Annotated in this window: 17 protein-coding genes, 1 tRNA gene and 1 riboswitch; of the genes, 8 read left to right on the top strand and 10 right to left on the bottom strand. The window is 59.9% G+C overall.

What is annotated here, in order from left to right:
* Nucleotides 1–43: 43 nt before the first annotated feature.
* A complete protein-coding gene (locus tag HWU94_RS02120) occupies nucleotides 44–652 on the bottom strand; it encodes a sarcosine oxidase subunit gamma family protein (RefSeq protein WP_185174110.1) in 609 nt (202 codons plus the stop codon).
* Between the two features lie 67 nt (nucleotides 653–719).
* A complete protein-coding gene (gene pcrA / locus HWU94_RS02115; RefSeq protein ID WP_244956049.1) occupies nucleotides 720–3,260 on the bottom strand; it encodes a DNA helicase PcrA in 2,541 nt (846 codons plus the stop codon).
* A gap of 253 nt (nucleotides 3,261–3,513) precedes the next feature.
* On the opposite strand from pcrA, the gene HWU94_RS02110 reads away from it, so the two are divergent.
* Nucleotides 3,514–4,218, top strand: coding sequence for a hypothetical protein (locus HWU94_RS02110; protein WP_185174109.1), 705 nt, complete (start codon nucleotides 3,514–3,516; stop codon nucleotides 4,216–4,218).
* Nucleotides 4,219–4,304: 86 nt separating this feature from the next.
* On the opposite strand, the gene HWU94_RS02105 is transcribed toward HWU94_RS02110, so the two are convergent.
* Complete coding sequence (locus tag HWU94_RS02105; protein WP_221625855.1) at nucleotides 4,305–5,033, bottom strand: endonuclease domain-containing protein; 729 nt, start codon at nucleotides 5,031–5,033, stop codon at nucleotides 4,305–4,307.
* 356 nt (nucleotides 5,034–5,389) lie between these two features.
* Between HWU94_RS02105 and HWU94_RS02100 the strand changes: the two genes are divergently transcribed.
* Nucleotides 5,390–5,462: transfer RNA gene (locus HWU94_RS02100), tRNA-Arg, on the top strand.
* Nucleotides 5,463–5,531: 69 nt separating this feature from the next.
* Here the strand turns inward: HWU94_RS02100 and HWU94_RS02095 are convergent.
* The 3 genes from HWU94_RS02095 to HWU94_RS02085 all read right to left on the bottom strand — a co-directional run bounded on the left by HWU94_RS02095 (nucleotide 5,532) and on the right by HWU94_RS02085 (nucleotide 7,941).
* Nucleotides 5,532–5,771, bottom strand: a complete 240-nt coding sequence (locus tag HWU94_RS02095) for a hypothetical protein (protein ID WP_185174107.1) — start codon at nucleotides 5,769–5,771, stop codon at nucleotides 5,532–5,534.
* A gap of 227 nt (nucleotides 5,772–5,998) precedes the next feature.
* Nucleotides 5,999–6,613 carry a C40 family peptidase gene (locus HWU94_RS02090; protein ID WP_185174106.1) on the bottom strand — a complete coding sequence of 205 codons (615 nt, stop codon included), beginning with the start codon at nucleotides 6,611–6,613 and terminating at the stop codon, nucleotides 5,999–6,001.
* Between the two features lie 4 nt (nucleotides 6,614–6,617).
* Nucleotides 6,618–6,762: riboswitch (cyclic di-AMP (ydaO/yuaA leader) on the bottom strand.
* Nucleotides 6,763–7,248: 486 nt separating this feature from the next.
* Nucleotides 7,249–7,941, bottom strand: a complete 693-nt coding sequence (locus HWU94_RS02085) for a metal-dependent transcriptional regulator (RefSeq protein ID WP_185174105.1) — start codon at nucleotides 7,939–7,941, stop codon at nucleotides 7,249–7,251.
* Between the two features lie 342 nt (nucleotides 7,942–8,283).
* Here HWU94_RS02085 and serC point away from each other — a divergent pair, with 342 nt between their 5' ends.
* Complete coding sequence (gene serC / locus HWU94_RS02080) at nucleotides 8,284–9,426, top strand: phosphoserine transaminase (protein ID WP_185174104.1); 1,143 nt, start codon at nucleotides 8,284–8,286, stop codon at nucleotides 9,424–9,426.
* A gap of 89 nt (nucleotides 9,427–9,515) precedes the next feature.
* On the opposite strand, the gene HWU94_RS02075 is transcribed toward serC, so the two are convergent.
* Together HWU94_RS02075 and HWU94_RS02070 are read right to left on the bottom strand one after the other, a co-directional pair.
* On the bottom strand, nucleotides 9,516–10,853 hold the full coding sequence (locus tag HWU94_RS02075) for an MFS transporter (protein WP_244955997.1): 1,338 nt from the start codon (nucleotides 10,851–10,853) through the stop codon (nucleotides 9,516–9,518).
* A gap of 29 nt (nucleotides 10,854–10,882) precedes the next feature.
* Nucleotides 10,883–11,458, bottom strand: coding sequence for a DUF3027 domain-containing protein (locus HWU94_RS02070; RefSeq protein ID WP_185174102.1), 576 nt, complete (start codon nucleotides 11,456–11,458; stop codon nucleotides 10,883–10,885).
* A gap of 107 nt (nucleotides 11,459–11,565) precedes the next feature.
* On the opposite strand from HWU94_RS02070, the gene HWU94_RS02065 reads away from it, so the two are divergent.
* The 4 genes from HWU94_RS02065 (at nucleotide 11,566) to HWU94_RS02050 (ending at nucleotide 14,742) form a co-directional block, all read left to right on the top strand.
* Nucleotides 11,566–11,811, top strand: coding sequence for a hypothetical protein (locus tag HWU94_RS02065; RefSeq protein WP_185174101.1), 246 nt, complete (start codon nucleotides 11,566–11,568; stop codon nucleotides 11,809–11,811).
* Between the two features lie 115 nt (nucleotides 11,812–11,926).
* Nucleotides 11,927–12,637, top strand: a complete 711-nt coding sequence (locus HWU94_RS02060; protein ID WP_185174100.1) for a response regulator transcription factor — start codon at nucleotides 11,927–11,929, stop codon at nucleotides 12,635–12,637.
* 84 nt (nucleotides 12,638–12,721) lie between these two features.
* A complete protein-coding gene (locus HWU94_RS02055; RefSeq protein ID WP_185174720.1) occupies nucleotides 12,722–14,137 on the top strand; it encodes a HAMP domain-containing sensor histidine kinase in 1,416 nt (471 codons plus the stop codon).
* 314 nt (nucleotides 14,138–14,451) lie between these two features.
* Nucleotides 14,452–14,742, top strand: coding sequence for a WXG100 family type VII secretion target (locus HWU94_RS02050; protein ID WP_185174099.1), 291 nt, complete (start codon nucleotides 14,452–14,454; stop codon nucleotides 14,740–14,742).
* Here the strand turns inward: HWU94_RS02050 and HWU94_RS02045 are convergent.
* Nucleotides 14,739–15,647, bottom strand: coding sequence for a ribonuclease HI family protein (locus HWU94_RS02045; RefSeq protein WP_185174098.1), 909 nt, complete (start codon nucleotides 15,645–15,647; stop codon nucleotides 14,739–14,741). The genes HWU94_RS02050 and HWU94_RS02045 overlap by 4 nt on opposite strands.
* 80 nt (nucleotides 15,648–15,727) lie before the next feature.
* Here HWU94_RS02045 and HWU94_RS02040 point away from each other — a divergent pair, with 80 nt between their 5' ends.
* Nucleotides 15,728–16,537: a 4'-phosphopantetheinyl transferase superfamily protein gene (locus tag HWU94_RS02040; RefSeq protein WP_185174097.1), complete on the top strand. Its 810-nt coding sequence runs from the start codon at nucleotides 15,728–15,730 to the stop codon at nucleotides 16,535–16,537.
* On the opposite strand, the gene HWU94_RS02035 is transcribed toward HWU94_RS02040, so the two are convergent.
* On the bottom strand, nucleotides 16,534–17,628 hold the full coding sequence (locus tag HWU94_RS02035; protein WP_185174096.1) for an isochorismate synthase MenF: 1,095 nt from the start codon (nucleotides 17,626–17,628) through the stop codon (nucleotides 16,534–16,536). The genes HWU94_RS02040 and HWU94_RS02035 overlap by 4 nt on opposite strands.
* Nucleotides 17,629–17,704 lie beyond the last annotated feature (76 nt).

Raw genomic sequence — 17,704 nt, 5'->3', positions numbered from 1 at the left:
TGAAACAAACCTGTCAGTTATGACCGGCGCTCCCCCACCGAGCCTATTTGACCTTCTCGCAGGCGTCCAGAATATTGACCAGGAAGGGGGCTGTATCGGAGGCGCGGGGCACCATCAGGTACTCCAGCTCATCGATACGCCAGAGCATAATACGGGCCTCAGCCACGGTGCAGGACAGGGCCTTGCCCGGGTCGAAGAAGTCCGGCGGGAAGTCGAAGTGCACGACCTCGTCGATGACGTCCGCTGCGGCGACCCCGCTCAGGTTCAGCACGGTGCGGTTGACCGATACATCGAGCACCAGCCCCTCATCGCACCCCAGGGCCGCGGTGAGCGCGCGCCCCAGTTTTACGGCGTCCACCCTGGTCACCACCAGGTACACGCCCTCTTCAACATACAGGCAGGCCACGACCTGGCGGGTGCCGTACAGCAGATGCAGGGCGGTCGCATCGCCCGTTACCTGCCCGCGAGTAGTCGGTAGGGCAGCGCCCAGCACCTTCTCAATGCGGCGGGCAGCATCAGTCGAGGGGTCAATTTCAATACGAAAAAGGAAGAGATCAGAAATCTCCTGAAGCTGCACGCGGGTATCGGTCACCTCATCCATTGCCTCCACAAATTCTTCGGCGATAGAGGGAAGGTTAGAGTCGTGATCCATGGTCATCCTTGAGTGAATCGGGCAGAAAAGAGCCCGGCACCACGGGCGGTACCGGGCTTCTTATATCTTAGTCGGTCTTTTTAGTCAGCGGCGCGTAGCGCAGCAGGAGTCGTTTCTCTTCTTTGGCAAAGCGCACCTTGGCGACGGTTTTATCGCCGGCCCCTTCAACCGCGGTCACGCGGCCCTCACCAAAGCTAGTGTGCTCAACACGGTCGCCAACCGCGAGCGCCGGAATTTCCTTATTCTGCTGCACACGGGAGACCTGCCGGGCTGCTGCCTTGAGTCCGTAGGTGGAAGACCCGTTGACTTCGCTGGTGGAAGGTTCGGCAGGACGCCGCCGCTCGGCCGGTTCGTCAAAGCGGCTGGAGTAGGTGGAGGACCCGTACGAAGAACCGTACCCACTCACAGAGCTGCCACCGCGGTTGCCTGCCCAGCCGCCGCGTCCGCCCGCGTAAGCGCCCCCGTAGCCGCTACCGGAGTAGCCGCCAAAGGATGAACCGGTGCGCTTCCAGTCAATGAGCTCTTCGGGGATCTCTTCGAGGAAGGGCGACGGCGGGTTGAACTGGCTCTGGCCCCACATGGAGCGGTTCTCAGCGCGGGTGAGGTAGAGGCGTTCCATGGCGCGGGTCAGGCCCACATAGGCCAGGCGGCGCTCTTCGCTCATCTCAGAGTCGTCGGTGAGGGCCCGCTGGTGGGGGAAGAGGCCGTGCTCCATACCGGTCAAGAAAACCACGGGGAATTCTAGGCCCTTAGCGGTGTGCAGGGTCATGAGGGTAATGACGCCCTGGGATCGGGCTTCTGCCACCTCAGCGGCAATCTGGGCGGCGGACGGCCCGCCCTCCTGCTCGGCCTTAGGCTTGTTAGGGATCTGGTCGGCGTCAACGACCAGGGCGACGTGTTCGAGGAAGTCCTCCAGGGTGGCACCTTCGTTGTCGATTTCGAACTCGCGCACGGCGTCCACCAGCTCGGAGAGGTTCTCGACGCGGGATTCGTCCTGAATATCCTTGGATTCGCGCAGGGCTGCCAGGTAGCCGGTCTGCTCCAGCACGGCTTCGAGACAGGTGGCTGCTGACTCGGTGGTAGCGAGCTGGGCTAGGTCGTCAATCATCTGAGCAAAAGCAGCCATCTTCTTCACGGCGGCTGCGCCCAGACCGGGCACCTCGCTACCCTGGCGCAGGGCAGCCATGAAGGAGATACCGGTAGCGCGGGCGTGGTCGGCCACCACGCCCTCGGACTTAGCTCCGATACCCCGCTTAGGCTCGTTAAGCACGCGGCGCACGTTGATGTCGTCATCGGGGTTCACCAGCACGCGCAGGTAGGCCAGGGCATCCTTGATTTCCTTGCGCTCGTAGAAGCGGGTACCGCCGACCACGCGGTAGGGCAGACCCACGCGCATGAGCATTTCTTCGAGCGTGCGGGACTGGGCGTTGGTGCGGTAGAAAATCGCCACGTCGCCGGGGGCGGTACCGTGTTCATCGCGCAGACGGTCAATTTCCTGGGCGATGTAGCGGGCCTCAGCGTGCTCGGACTCTGCCACGTAGCCGGTGATTTTGGCACCGTCGCCGCTGGCCGTCCAGAGCTTCTTGGGCCTGCGACCCTTGTTGCGCTCAATCACGGCGTTCGCCGCCGAGAGGATGTTCTGGGTGGAGCGGTAGTTCTGCTCCAGCAAGATGGTGCGAGCCGCCGGGTAGTCCTGCTCAAAGTCGGTGATATTGCGAATATCAGCCCCGCGGAAGGCATAGATGGACTGGTCAGAGTCACCCACCACCGTCAGCTCAGCGGGCGGGTAGGCGTCGGGGTAGGGGCCGTTATCGGCAGGCCCGGTCTCAGGGCGCAAGGACGCCGCACCCCCCACCAACTGCCGCACCAGCTGGTACTGGGCGTGGTTGGTGTCCTGGTATTCGTCAACCAGGATATGGCGGAAGCGGCGGCGGTAGTACTCGGCTACCTGCGGGTGGTTCTTCAAAAGGTTGACGGTCTCGAAGATGAGGTCGTCGAAGTCGAGGGAGTTAGCTGCCCGCAGGCGCTCGGTGTAAGCCGTGTAGACCTTCGAAATCACGCCTTCCCAGGGGTCGGTGGGGCTGGTTTCGGCTGCGAACTGTTGGGCGCTGACCAGCTCATTCTTGAGGTTAGAGATACGGTTGCCCACCACCTTGGCGGTGAACTTCTTGGTATCGAGGTTCATCTGCTTGATGATGAGCGTCAGCAGGCGCTGGGAATCAGCCGAGTCGTAGATGGAGAAGGTCGATTTGAGACCCAGGGCTTTAGCCTCGCGCCGCAGCACTCGCACGCAGAAAGAGTGGAAGGTCGAAATCCACATGCTCTGAGCCCGCGGCCCCACCAGGGCTGTAATACGCTCCCGCATCTCGGCTGCCGCTTTATTGGTGAAGGTAATCGCCAGAATCTGCCCCTGGTGGGCGCGGCCCGTCGCTAGCAGGTAGGCGATACGGTGGGTCAGAACGCGGGTCTTGCCCGACCCGGCACCCGCCACAATCAGCAGCGGGCTGCCCGCGTGCTTGACCGCTTCAGCCTGATGTTCATTCAGCCCCGCCACCAGCGTCTCGGGGTTGACGCTGGGAGCGGGGAGGGCATCCTCAAAATCAGGCATAAACCCGCCCACCTGGTAGGCAGGAGGCACAAAGTCATCGGCCGGAGAGGCCGCATCATAGAAGGGATCGAAAGGAGGCTCGTCAAAGAAAGGCTCCCCCTCAGGCGCAGCAGAGCGCGGCGGCGCGGGCGCAGGCATAAAATCGTCATCATCAAACATAGAAGAACCCTCCAAAGATCAACCGTCAACTCCCCATTTTAGGCGAGAGGGCCACAGCCCACACCCGATTGAGCTGACAGATAAGATAGACAGCATGGGTCTTTCAAAAGGTCAGAAGAAACGTCTCTACGGCGAAAACACACAAGCACACTCCCCCGCACCGTCCGCAGCTCAGACGGGGCCGACGTCCGCGCCCCCACGCGGGCAGGGGGCAGGGCCCCGCGTCGTCACCGACTATAGCCGGGCAGAGCTTGCCGCCGAGCCGGAAAAGGGCGGGGGCTCCTATATTTTCTTAGGCGTTGCCTTTGTCGTGACGGTGCTGTTTTTGCTCTACTACTACCTCATGCTGCTGCCGGGGGTGTCGGCGGCCGCCGGTGCGACTGCCCCGGAACTCATGCTGCGTTTTGACGCCCAGCACCTGCAGACTGTAGCGGCGGGCCTGGGTGTAGAGGGCTTGCAGGCCTACCAGGTGCTCCACCGTTCTACAGGACTCATTCTGCCCCTGATTTTTGCTTTCACCTGGTGGAATATGGTGCGAGCTTCCAAGTTTGAGCTACTGGTGGGCCGGCTGATGTTGACCCTGCCGGTGGCCTACGCTTTTGTTTTTATTGCCGGTGGTTTTGCCGTTGATTCAGCCCTAGCCGATCCACTGGGCGGCGCTACCGGGCTTGCTTCTCTTCTCATGACGGCCCGCTGGGCTCTGTTCGTGCTCTGCCTGGTGCAGCTGGGTTACCTGGCGCTGCGACTGGTCAGAAGCAAGATGGACGCCTTCGCCCGCGGTGAGCTGCCCGGGCAGTGATGCCGGGCTAGCATCCCGCCCGCCCCCCGTCTGCCCCCCCCGAAAAGTGCAAGTGCCTGTGCAAAAGTGACAGGCACTTGCACTTTTTAAGCGGCAGCTAGTCGCCGCACCCCGTGCCGTAGCAACAGGCCCACCACGTGCTGCGGGCGGTGAGTGAGGTCTTCATAGGTGATTCGCAAGACCTTCCAGCCCTCGTTCTCTAACTCGCGCTGTCGGAAGAGATCTTGCTGTCGCTGTTCGTCAAAAGACCGATAAGGCCCGGTGTACTTGATACGGCCGTCTACCTCGAGAATAAGCCTGAGGTGCCGCCACATAAAATCAGGACGATAGCGGCGGCCGCTACTCGTAACCACCCACCGCTGCAAGGCGGGTAGCTCAAGATTTTCAAGCACCATCAGAAAATACGCCTGAGATTCTAACGGTGATTCAAGCTCGGTCGTCAGGCTCCGTGCCAGAGTACGAGCTTGCTTCGCACCACGGTCGGAGACGGCTAGTAGTGCATCGTACAGCAGGTACTGATTGCACAGGTTCTGGTGGAGAAAATAGTGTGCAACCGTCACCGTGGTGAGCGCCCGCTGGTGACCGATACAGCTCAGGACGGTGTCTATAGGTGAGAGAACCGTAAGGCCCTGGTACTCCTGTGCCCTATTTATTGCTTCAGCAGGAGTGACGCAGCGGCGAATGCCCTGCTGTTTGCCGCGATCGCGCCAGGAACTCGCGAGGTAGATATGAGAGGGGAGTTCAAGGAGGGGCGCTCCCCAGGCAAGAGCAGCGGACGTGCGTGTAAGGACGGCGTGTGAGCGGGTTTTGCTCACCGCTATGTGGTGTATCAGGGCACGCTCGGTAGGGGTTGCCTCGGCGAGCGTCTGGGTTTTGATATAGGCTCCCTGTCTGAGACGGACGAGCTCTTTAGACCGCACTGCGTCACTAATTTTGCGACTGGTCAGTCCTTGTAGTCGTAGGTCACCGGTGAGAAGTACTGAGTTATATAGGTGCTGGCTCATGGTGTATAGGGTGACTGAATCAGGGGTGTTGACGCTAGCCCTGTGGACGCAGGGGCCGGTTAGCGCGCCTTCGTGCCGCCGGAAAAGTGCATATACCATCGACTTATCCACAGGTACTTGCACTTTTCGGGTGGCGTACAGGTTTTCGTGTAAACTGGTGGAGTTGCGCCCTCGTAGCTCAGGGGATAGAGCACCGCTCTCCTAAAGCGGGTGTCGGACGTTCGAATCGTCTCGGGGGCACAAAAAGAGAGGGTATGCCATACTGCGCGAAGCGCTGGCATACCCTCTCTTTTTGTGCCCGGTTGGAGGCTAGTTGCGGGTTTTCTTTTTGTTGTAGGCTACTCGGGAGGCAATAAGGCCGAGGACGATGCCGATGCCGCCGGTGATGGAGACCCACATGGCGGCGTGCCCTACGAAGATGGCGATGATGAGGCCGAGGACAATGCCGGGTACGGCGCCGGCTACCATTCCGATGGCCATGTAGGTGAATTCTTGGTCGGATGAACCGGTCGGGCTTTCGAATTGGGGGCTGTTTAACTTCTGCGACATAGTTCCAATCCTAGCTGTGCCTTCTGCCGGAGTCGAAAAGTGGGTATAAAAAATGCGCCCCAGCTGGTCGTCTGGTGCGCATATGCAAACCTGTGTTTGCGGGGGATCCTTACCGTGTGATGTGTGGTAGGAATTCTTGTGTTCGTTTTCAGTAGGAAAGTGACCAGCTACTGAGTGAACGTCACCGGCTGGGGCAGTAGTGACTGCCCCATACTGTGTGAGAAGTCTTAGATGCCAGCGGTGTAGTAACCGTCGACGGGCATGAAGCCGCCACCGTCAACAGCGGTCAGCTGGGTGCCCTGTGAGGGGTTGAGAGCTGAAATCATCTGGCCGTTACCAACGTAGATGCCTACGTGTGCGTAGCCGTTGGTGAAGACGATGTCACCGGGCTGGGGGTTTGAGGTGGGGGTCAGCTCGGTTGCCATGGTGTAGGTGTAGGCGGTCAGGTTGATGCCAGCCTGTGCGTAAACATAGGAGACGAAGCCTGAGCAGTCCCAAGCCTTGTAGGACTTGCCGCCCCAAACGTAGGAGCCGCCGATGCCGTCGTAGGCAGCTGCCAGAACGGTTTCACGAGCGTTTGAGAGGTCAACGTTGCTGGAAGCTGCAGCGGTTGCGGTTGCCTGGGGAGCGACGGTTGAGGTGGTCTCAACGGTGGTGGTTGAGGTAGCTTCGTAGCCCCAGGTGTTGTAGTTGTAAGAGTGTGAAGCCAGTGAAGGTGCTGAGTGAGCGGGTGCTGATACTTCAGCTACTGCGAATGCGTTTGCGGGTGCAACGGTTGCGGCGAGCATGGCGCCTGATGCTGCAACGATACCTGCGGTGCGTACGATGGTTGACTTAGCCATTTTGTTTTCCTCCATTGCCGAACGAGGTGAGCTGTCGGGTTCGAGCATGAAGTTCGCTCGGCCGCAGAGTCTGCGACTTAACCCCTAGGGTTCTCGGTGGAGAGCCCGAAAGGTGGGTCCCCCGCTTCTGCCGTGATGTTATTTTGTTTGTTTTCCTGTGAACAGTGGCAGAACTAGGCGGTGCTGTTCGTAGGGTGCTGATCCGACCAGTGATGAGCACGAAATAGAACATTACACAGCCTGGGCTAGTTTGTCACGCTTTGGTCACGATTTTGTTGCAAGACCCCCGGAATGCAAAGCAGGGTGATTGATTTTTTAGCTCTCAGGACGCACCCAGCCGGGGCTTATATGGCACATAGAGTTGGTTTTGACAAGGGAATATAAAGGGATTCTGTCGCGTCTCAAAAACTCCAGCACAACTTCCCACTGTCAGGGTTTTGCCAGCATTAATTTAACTGAGAACCCCACCACTTAAGGATTGTCGGGGCAAAATCGACCTCTGCAGAGCCTTAAATTCACCCATGAAGCCCTCTACGGCAGATTTAGCAGGCATTCTTCACCCACAAAAACATCACGATTTGATAACAAAAAAGAGCCCCACTGGCTAGTAGAGCTCTAATTTTGTTACCAAATTGTTATCTTTTGACGATAATCGCATCTGCTACTTCGGCGCTGAGAGTGAGCGATTCGTCCTCGCCGTCCGCGTGAACCAGCACGGAGCCGTCCTTATTACCCAGAATCGACACCGTTGCACCGTAGACGATGCCCGCATCGCCCAGGCGCTTCAGCAGCTGCACGTCGGTCTGAATAAACTCGGGTAGGCGAGACACGGTAAAGCGGTCATCTTCAGATGAGTCGCGGCCCGCAATCGACATGGTGACGGTGCGTCCGTCGTTCTCCTCGCTCTCGGCACCCAGCTCTTCCAGACCGGGAATCGCGTTGCCATAGGGGGAGAACTTAGGCTCGTTGAGCAGCTCTAGAAGACGGCGCTCCACGCGTTCACTCATGACGTGTTCCCAGCGGCAGGCCTCTTCGTGGATGTATTCCAGGTCAAGACCAATGACGTCGGCGAGCAGGCGCTCAGCTAGACGATGCTTGCGCATCACCTCCACTGCCTTCTGGCGCCCCTCTTCGGTGAGCTGAAGGGAGCGGTCGCTAGCGACGGTGAGCAGACCGTGGCGTTCCATGCGGGCAACGGTCTGAGAAACGGTGGGGCCGGAGTGCTCTAGGCGCTCTGCGATGCGGGCACGCATGGGAGTGATGCCCTCTTCCTCAAGCTCCAGCACGGTGCGCAGATACATTTCAGTGGTATCAATGAGGTCAGTCATGCCTTCTCGGATCTCCTTGGGCCAGCCCGCACGGTGCGCGGGTTTTTAGGTGCAGTGGTTTTGCCCTTAATTGTATGCGCTACCAGGTCGAGTAGGCGTTTACTCTCTTCAAGAGCTGAAATTGTTGCGCCCATACCGCGCGCCTTCGGTTTGCGGCGCTGTCTGCCCCCAAGCCCTACACCGAAGCCATCTCACTATATAAATTTATTCCCCACATTTTGGGCCGGTACGGGGTACTTGAGAGCCGCGGGCCCGCGCAGGTTGCACAATAGAAACAGCAGGACGCCGGCGGCACCACCTCCCTCACATCAACGCATAGCCGCCCCGGCACATGTGCTGCTCATGTCTAGGAGATATTCAGTGACCACTTTTCCCGTGATTCCCACCGAGATGCTACCTGCCGACGGCCGTTTCGGCGCTGGCCCCTCTAAGGTACGCCCCGAGCAGGTTGCCGCCGTATCAGCTGCCGCCACCACCCTGCTAGGTACCTCCCACCGCCAGGCCCCGGTCAAGAACCTGGTCGGTGAGATTCGCGAGGGCCTGCGCGCTTTCTACTCTGCGCCCGATGGCTACGAGGTGATTCTGGGCAACGGTGGCGCCACCGCGTTCTGGGATGCCGCAACCTTCGGCCTGGTTGAGAACAAGGCTCAGCACCTGACCTTCGGTGAGTTTGGCTCTAAATTTGCTTCAGCAACCAAGGCGGCCCCTTTCCTGGCTGATTCCACCGTTATTTCTTCTGAAGCCGGCACCCGCCCCGAGGCCCGTGCTGAAGAGGGCGTAGACGTTTACGCCTGGCCCCACAACGAAACCTCAACCGGTGTTTTTGCCCCGGTGGCCCGCCCTGCCAGTATCGCCGATGATGCTCTGGTGCTGATTGACGCTACCAGTGCCGCTGGCGGCCTGGATGTTAACGTGGCCGAGTCCGACGTCTACTACTTCTCACCCCAGAAGAACTTTGCCTCCGACGGCGGCCTGTGGCTGGGGCTCTGGTCACCGGCAGCGGTTGAGCGCGCTGAGCGTATCGCCGCGTCTGACCGCTGGATTCCCGATTCCCTGAACCTGGTCACTGCCATTAGCAACTCCCGTCTCAACCAGACCTACAACACCCCGGCTCTGGCCACCATGATTATGCTCAATGAGCAGATTAAGTGGATAAACGAGCAGGGCGGCCTGGCTTTTGCAGCAGCCCGTACCGCTGATTCTGCAGGCCGTGTCTATGCCTGGGCCGAGGCTAGCGAGTATGCCACCCCCTTTGTGGCGAACCCGGCTGAGCGCTCCAACGTCATCGCTACCGTTGATTTCGATGAGAGCATCGATGCCGCTGCTATTGCCAAGGCCCTGCGTGCTAACGGCATCGTCGATACCGAGCCCTACCGCAAGCTGGGCCGCAACCAGCTGCGTATTGCCACCTTCACCGCTATTGCCCCCGAGGACGTCTCTGCTCTGCTTACCTGCATCGACTACGTGGTTGAAAAGCTCAAGTAGTTTTTAGCTAGGCAAAGATAAGGACGCTGCCCCCGCTCACCTGCCACCGGGCAGGAAGGCGGGGAAAGGCGTCCTTCTTTTCTTAAACTTTAGCGGGGTTCTTGCAGGTCGATTGCTGCTGTGACCGGGGGCGGCTCCCGGTCAGGGCTCTCAGCGGTTTCAGGGCGCGGACGCAGCACCAGGCGGGTGCGGGCCTGCCTGTCGTAGTGCAGGTGCAGGTGCTTATATTTCATAATCCAGATCAGCCCGATCAGGGCCGCCAGAAAGCCGGAGGCAGAGGCAACGCCCAGACCCCAGCGAGCGCCGAAGACGTCGTTGACCAGCCCGACCAGGGGCGAGCCGATAGGGGTTCCGCCGATGAATACAGCCATGTACACGCTCATAACCCGCCCCCGCATAGCAGGCTCGGTTGTCACCTGCACGTAGGCATTTGCTGAGGTGATGATGGTCAGCGCCATGAGCCCGAGCGGAATCAGGGCCAGGGCAAACAGCCAGAGGGTGGGGGCGAGCGCCGCCAGTAGGGTTGCCACGCCAAACCCTAGGCAGGAGGCAAACATGAACCGCATGCGTGGGGTATCCCGCCGAGCAGCTAGCAGGGTGCCTGTCACCGAGCCGATAGCAACAACGGAGTTCAGCAGCCCGAATTCCCCCGCGCCCTGACCGAATTCGGTGGTGGCCATAGCCGCAATGTTGAGGGCTGTATTTAGGCCGAAAGTACCGATTAGGAAGGCTGCCACCATCACCACGATGATGTCGGGGCGATGTTTGAGGTAGGTAAGGCCGTCGCGCACCCGGTTGTGAGCGGCGGACGACCGCGGCAACTGCCGTAATTCATTCTCACGGATAGCGATGATTGCCAGGATCATGGCGATGAAGGTCAGGGTGTTCAGCAGGAAGACCGGCCCGGTGCCCACCGCAACAACCAGCAGGCCAGCAACCGCCGGCCCGATCATACGGGCAACGTTGAAGGACATGGAGTTGAGCGCTACGGCATTAGGCAGGTCTGCGTCTGAGACAAGTTCTGAGACGAAGGTTGACCGTACCGGGGAGTCCAGGGCTGAGACGATGCCCAGGGCTAGCGCGAAGAGGTAGACGTGCCAGATAGCAACATGGCCCGATAGCACTAGGAGCCCCAGCCCGAGGGCCAGCAGGCTCATGATGCTCTGGGTCCATAGGAGAATTTTTCGCCGATCGCCCCTATCAGCAAGCGCCCCGGCATAGGGGGCTAAGAAGAGGGGCGGGGCGAACTGCAGAGCGATGACGATACCCATCTGGGTAGAGTCGTGGCTTGAGAGGTCGTTGAAGACCAGCCAGTCCTGGGCGGTGCGCTGCATCCAGGTACCTATGTTAGAGACAAGGGCACCAATGAACCAGAGACGGTAGTTAAAAATCCACAGTGAGCGGAAGGTTTTGTTCCTCCCGTTCACGGGCTGGGGTTCTTGTCTCTGGGTGGAGGTCATTCAGCGCTGGCACCGCCCTGGGTATCTTCAGCGGAGTTCTCTTCGGCAGCTTCAGTGCTGTCTTCGCTCTCTGCGGGGGCGTCGCTGTAGTCTGCACCGTCGTGGTCGTAGTCTTGCTCTTCCTGGTCTTCGGGGAGCAGGCGGTCGGCCCAGGGTATCCAGGCCGGGGCCAGCAGGGCGTCATCGCCGGGCAGGAGGCCAATTTCGCAAACGGTTGCGACCTTTGAGCGGGGAGCGCGTGAGAGGGTGGCAAACCAGAACCAGCCTCGGTAGCCCGGTAGGGTGCTTTCAAAGAGGTGGGTGGTCAGGCGCTCTTCTTCACCGCGCAGGTGGTGGACGGGGCCGATGGAGTTTTCGGGTGCGATATCGGCTAGGCCCGCAAGAGCAACATCTTTGGCAGCGGCGAGGACGGCGTCGACCTTGCTGGTACGGCGGCGGCGAGTAGGCTCGCCCAGGGTAGGTTCGGGTGCGGATGCCGGGGTAGGCTCAACCGCTTCGGAGTCTGCCTGCTCGTAGCTTTCTGCGCTCGAAGCACCGGGGGGCGTTAGCTCGTCTTTTACCTCTTCAGTCATACCTCCTATTAAACCAGTATGCTCGGGGCTATGGCTGGTTCTCTTACCCAGGGCGTAATACCTTTGCCTCTTTAGGCAGGGGCGGCAGCCATTGGTAGCGTAGAGGTATGTCTTCTGAACGAACCGAAATTCCAGAGCTCCCCTACGGGGGAGCTATCCGGGCGCTGGGACTTGCCGCCGGTGTCCTGATGCTGGTGGGCACCCTCTCCGGTGTCACTATGCTGTTACTGAAGTGGGCTACCGGAGCTGCTCCCGAGATCTTGAGCATTACGCCGTTGCTGACCCTGCCGCTAGCTTTTCTAGCCCTGCTAGGTGCCCTGTTTCTCACTCTGCTTCGACGCCGGGCTAGCTAGCACCCTTTTGCTCACGGCGTACTTGCCATGTTTTCTTAGTCTGACTAAAGCAAACTCAGCAGAACATACAGCTGCACACAGCTAGTGCACAGGTAATAAGCGCACAATTAAAAGCGTGAATACCAAAGAACCTGAAGCAAAACTGCTGGTCGTCGACGACGAACCCAACATTCTAGAGCTCCTCGCAACCTCCCTGCGGTTTGCGGGCTTTGAGGTTGTCACCGCAGCCAACGGCCGTGAGGCTCTTGAGAAGGCTGAGACCGAGTCGCCCGATTTGGCCGTACTCGATGTCATGCTGCCCGATATGGACGGCTTCACCGTCACCCGTAAACTGCGTAGTTCCGGCCGCCTCTTCCCCGTCCTCTTCCTGACCGCTAAGGACGACACCGAAGACAAGGTCACCGGCCTAACCGTAGGCGGCGACGACTACGTCACCAAGCCCTTCAGCCTAGACGAGGTTGTTGCCCGCATCCGCGCCGTCCTGCGCCGCACCCAGCCCCACATCGAAGAAGATTCCCGCCTGCGCGTAGATGATCTGGTGCTAGACGACGATGCCCACGAGGTCTTCCGCGGCGACCGCGAAATTGACCTTTCTCCCACCGAGTTCAAGCTGCTGCGCTACCTGATGCTCAACCCCAACCGTGTGCTCTCCAAGGCCCAGATTCTGGATCACGTATGGGAATACGACTTCAACGGCGATGCTTCCATTGTGGAGTCCTACATCTCCTACCTGCGCCGCAAGATTGATAACGACCAGAACCTACCCCCGCTGATTCATACCAAGCGTGGCGTCGGCTACCTGCTTCGTACCGCTAACAAAAACTAAGGGGTTACGAGTTTGCGCTCTCGTCTCTCTGTGCACCGGCTGGGTTCGCTGTCCTTGCGAACCCAGCTCGTGCTTTTAACATCTATGCTGCTGGCCCTGGCTATCTCTGTGATGTCTCTGGTCGCGATTTCAGCGATTCGAGGCAAGATGATGGATCAGCTCGATGACGAGATTACTGCCAGCTACAGCTACCTGGTGACCGCGGTCTACGCAGACCAGCAACTGTCACAGACCCAGGGAACTTTCATTCCCTATGAAGCATATTTGCTAGATAGCGACGGAAATACCGTACGCCCGGTGGCAACACTAGCCGATGAGTCGTCCTCCCCCGTCATCTCTGGCCTGACCGCTGATAACGTCAAGCGCTACAACAAGGCTGCGCTGACGGTACGGTCAGCCAGCGGCCACACAGAATGGCGACTGATCGCCTTCCCGGTTGAGGACACCAACCAGACCCTGGTCATCGCCGCCCCCCTGACCCAGATCAACCAGACGGTAGCTATCGTGGGCGGCCTCACCATGCTCTTTGGTGTAGCCACCCTCCTTGCTTCTATCGCGCTGACCTGGGTAATTGTCACCAGGGCCTTTGAACCCCTAGCCCGCGTGGAACAGACCGCAGCCCAGATTGCCGCAGGCGACCTCTCCCAGCGTATTGAGAACTACAGCCCCTACAACGAGATTGGTCATCTGACCACTTCTTTGAACACCATGCTCTCGCACATTGAAGAGGCCTTTGACGCCCAAAAGCGGTCAGAGGTGAAGATGAGGCGTTTCGTGGGCGACGCTTCGCACGAACTTCGCACCCCGCTAGTATCGATTCGGGGTTATTCTGAGCTCTACCGTATGGGTGGCCTGCCCAACGATGAGGCCGTGGCAATGGCTATGGACCGCATCGAGTCAGAGTCGAAGCGCATGGGCCAGCTGGTAGAAGACCTCTTGACCCTAGCTCGTCTCGACGAGCGCCGGGTTGCCAAGAACGCCCCGGTAGACCTGCTGAAGCTAGCTACGGACGCCGCTAATGACGCCTTCGCCTCGGCCCCCGACCGCACCATCGAGGTAGTGGGGCTAGAGGGCGCAGAAGCTCTTACCTCCCTGGTCTGGGGCGATGAGCAAAGACTGCGCCAGGTCATCGCCAACCTGATGACCAATGCCCTGCGCTATACCCCAGCGGGCTCCCCGATTGAAATTGCGGTCGGGTCGGTGCCGGGCGTTGATGGCACCTGGACGTCCGTGCTCCAGGTCCGTGACCACGGCCCGGGTATTCACGGTGAGGACGCCGAGCGCGTCTTTGAGCGCTTCTACCGGGCTGATACTTCACGCACCCGTGAGACGGGTGGAACCGGTCTAGGGCTAGCAATCGTCGCTGCGATTGTAGGCCAGCATGACGGAACGGTGAGGGTTGAAGAGACAGAAGGCGGCGGAGCTACCTTCACTATTCGCCTTCCCCAGTACAGTGACCACACCGGCCCTATTCCGCTTGCAGCAGGTGAGCAGGTCTAGACCAGGCCTTGTCCTGACACTCTAGAAGTTTGGCCGGGGCTTTTCCTGTCTTCATCAGCTTGCTGCGCCCCTGGTGCAGGGGCCCTGTGGATAGCCGCTAGAAGCCGTCATAGAGACGTCATCACTGCACCATATTTTCTTCTAGAGGTATGCAAAACCCCGCCCTGACAGCTCGACTGCCCGGGCGGGGTTTTCCACAGGTGCTCTTTTTCTTCCGGCCAGAGATAGCTCCCCCGTAGGCTCAAAGGCATCAGGCAGCCCACCCTATCGGCACCTGATACCCCTTACATACCCCCTGTTCAAAGGAGAGCCCCATGGCCCAGTTCAATGTCGATGCAGACCTCATTGCCAGCAAATCAGCCCAGGCCCGCGCCCAGGTAGAGACCATCGTTTCAGAGGTCAATGCCCTCACCACCTCGCTCCAGGACCTTCAGGGGTCGTGGACGGGCTCGGCGTCCGCTAATTTCCAGGGCGTGCTCGCCCACTGGCGGGCTACCCAGCACCAGGTGGAAGAGTCGATTGCTCAGATTAACGAAGCGCTCTCACGAGCAGGCGTGAACTATTCAGAAACCGAAATGGCGAACGCTGCCATGTTTGTGGGTTAGTCTCTCGTCGCGGTGTCCTGGCGGTAGCGGAGCTTCCAGCTGCCGCCGGTGAGCACCCAGGTGCTTGAACGTAGCAGGGTTCCTCGTGCCGTAGGTACCTTCGATACCAGTAGGGCAGCATTCTGCCCCAGGGCAACCGAGGAAAGAATCTCAGGTGTTCCTGTTGCCGCGCAGGCCCGCTCCCGATAGGCCAGGACGGTTGCCCGATCTGTCACCTGGCCGGTCGGGACGACCCAGGTAAGCTCAGGGTGCATCAGCGCCCCCACAAGCTTTTCTGACCCGTAGATAGAGGGCTTAAGTATCTGCTCTTCGTGAGCCAGGGCCTCGGCTACGGGGTCTAGAGCACTCTCGGAAACCTGCGGTGCCAGGCTTTGTTCTACACTCGTACCGTTCTGCTCAAGGCTTGCACTGTTCACGGAGCTAAGACCACGCTTAGATCCCAAGCCTGGCCCGGTCTCTACCGGAGTGCCGTCGCGGTAGGCTTGGGCTGCCCGGTTGGCCCGTTCATCAGCGGCCTCGTTCAGAGGGTGGCCGGTATGCCCTTTCACCCACTCAAAGGAATAGCTCCGCCCCTGAATAGCCCGGTCGAGGGCCTGCATCAAATCGACGTTGAGCACAGGCTTACCGTCGCTTTTCTTCCAGCCCTTTTTCTTCCACCCAGGCATCCATTTGGTGATGGAGTTGATGGTGTACTGACTATCGCAGATAACGTGCAGGTGCTCATCTGCCCGGTCTGCGGTTGATTCAAAGAGGTCAAGCACTGCTTTGAGCTCACCCATATTATTGGTACCGTGCTCCCAGCCACCGGCAGCCCAGTTGTCCCTATCGATATACCAGGCCCAGCCAGCGGGCCCGGGATTACCTAGGGCAGAGCCATCGGCGGCAGCGATGATTTTTTCGGTCATAGTCCTCGAACTTTCAGGTTGCAGGCGCCTTTTATTCTACGCGCCGCCTCACCTGGGGCGTCACCGCTAGAATGGTCATCATGGTTCACCCTTCAGCTTCCGCTGGGTCAGCGAGCGCCCAGATCACCCTTTTTAGTATGCCCGCAGAGACCCTCCGCACGGGCCACGGGGTGAGTTGGCTGGCTTATGTCGGTATTGAGGAGCAGGTAAGAGCCGCTGAATTCAAGAACCCGGACGAAGCGCTTGCTTTTGCTGCCCAGCACACCCTCATGCGGTGTATGGCGGCAACCCTGCTCGGGGTTAAGGCGACGGCGGCCGCAGACATCGCGGTAGACCGCACCTGCCTTTTATGCGGAAGCGGGCAGCCCCACGGCAAGCCACGTATTGAGGGGGTCAACCTGAGCATGGCAAGGGCCCTAGGGCTGGCGGCAGGGGTAACCGGCCCGGCGGGGCTCAGTATAGGTCTCGATCTCATTACTGTGCGCGGCAGCTATTACGATAGCTTCGACCGCATCGCCCTCGCCGACTACGAAAAGCGGGTGGTGGCGTCCTTACCTGCCGCGGAGGCAGCCCTGGCAAGGCACCTACTCTGGGGTGCCAAAGAAGCGGTACTCAAGGCTACCGGCTATGGCCTGGCATTAGCGCCCAGCACCGTTATGCTGGCTCTGCCGCCCCTGCCCGCTGCTCTGGAAGATGCCCACGGGCTTACGGCTAGGGCCTCGGTACAACTACCCGGTGAGGCGCAGCCCCGCACCTACTGGGTGACCTGGCAGGTCCACGAGGGCACCTACCTACTAGCTGTTGCCAGCGACCAGCCCCATGCCCTCACAAGCCACAGGGTTACGACGCCGCTCATGGTGCGCCGGGCGCTAGAGCAAGAAATGCACTAGAGCTCTAGGGAGCCCAGATTAAGCCCCAGCGCCCGGGCGAAGGTCCCCAGCTTGGTTGCGGTCTCAGAGTGCTCACCGGCCGGGGTTGAATCCTTCACAATACCGGCGCCAGCAAAAAGGGTAGCCTGTAGCGGAGCAACCTCGGCACAGCGCAAAACCAGGTACCAGCTCCCCTGCCCGTGGGCGTCCATGTAGCCCACCAGGCCACCGAAGAAGCCCCGGTCGAAAGGCTCTAGCTCTTCAATCAGCCCCCGGGCCACCTCTGTAGGTGTGCCGCAAATAGCCGGGGTTGGGTGAATAGCACGGGCAGCCTGCAGCGACGAGACACCGGGCAGCAGTTGGCCGGTGACCGGCGTACTGAGGTGCCAGAGCTGGGGTGTAGAAATAAGTGAAGGTACGGCGGGCACATCCATCTGCACGGTAAGGGCTTCTAGCCGCTGGCGGATGTCATTGACCACCGTTGCGTGTTCGGCTCTGTCCTTAGCGGACCGCATGAGAGCCTCACCGATTTGGGCGTCATCGGTGCTCCCCGGGGCGGCAGTTCGGGCAGCGGAGCCAGCCAGGGGGACAGTTCGAAACGTGCTCCCCTCCGTCTGAAACACCAGCTCGGGAGAAGCACCCATAAGGTAGTTTCCATTGGGCAGCTGAGCACTAAACACGGTAGCCCGCTGCTGCTGAGCACGCAGGGTATCAAAGAGATGGGGCAGGTTCAGTTCTTGCTCGTACTGCACCCGTAGCAGGCGGGCCAGGACGACTTTATCGAGCTGGCCCCGGTTCATCAGCTCAACGGCATGGGCAACGGCTGCCCGGTACACGTCGCTGTCGATTCCCTCAACCAGGGTAGGAGCCGGCTGGTCCACCGTATCGGCAGTGGGTAGGGGGATATTTTCTCGCACCCAGCCGTCAGGGACGGCAAGCTGGGCCGGAGCGTCCGGGTCAAAAGGTATCAGTCCCACCACCGCAGAGCCCCGGCGCTGGGCCAGGCTCAGAGCGTCTGCCTCGCTCACCGGAGTCAGGGCACCTTCAGCCCGCACTACGGTAGTGCCTTCAGCCAGCATAAAAGGCGAAGGCAGGGCAGGGAACTGAGGCATTTTACTTTCTTTCACACTTATCCGGGGAGCGGAGTTGGGCTTCTTTCACCCTAGTACACAGGCCTGATGAGAACCT

Origin of the sequence: Rothia nasimurium (genome assembly GCF_014217215.1) — a bacterium.
In the GTDB taxonomy this organism is placed as follows: domain Bacteria; phylum Actinomycetota; class Actinomycetes; order Actinomycetales; family Micrococcaceae; genus Rothia; species Rothia avistercoris.
Note: the sequence above shows the minus strand (reverse complement) of the source record. Positions and strands in the feature narration are given on the sequence as shown.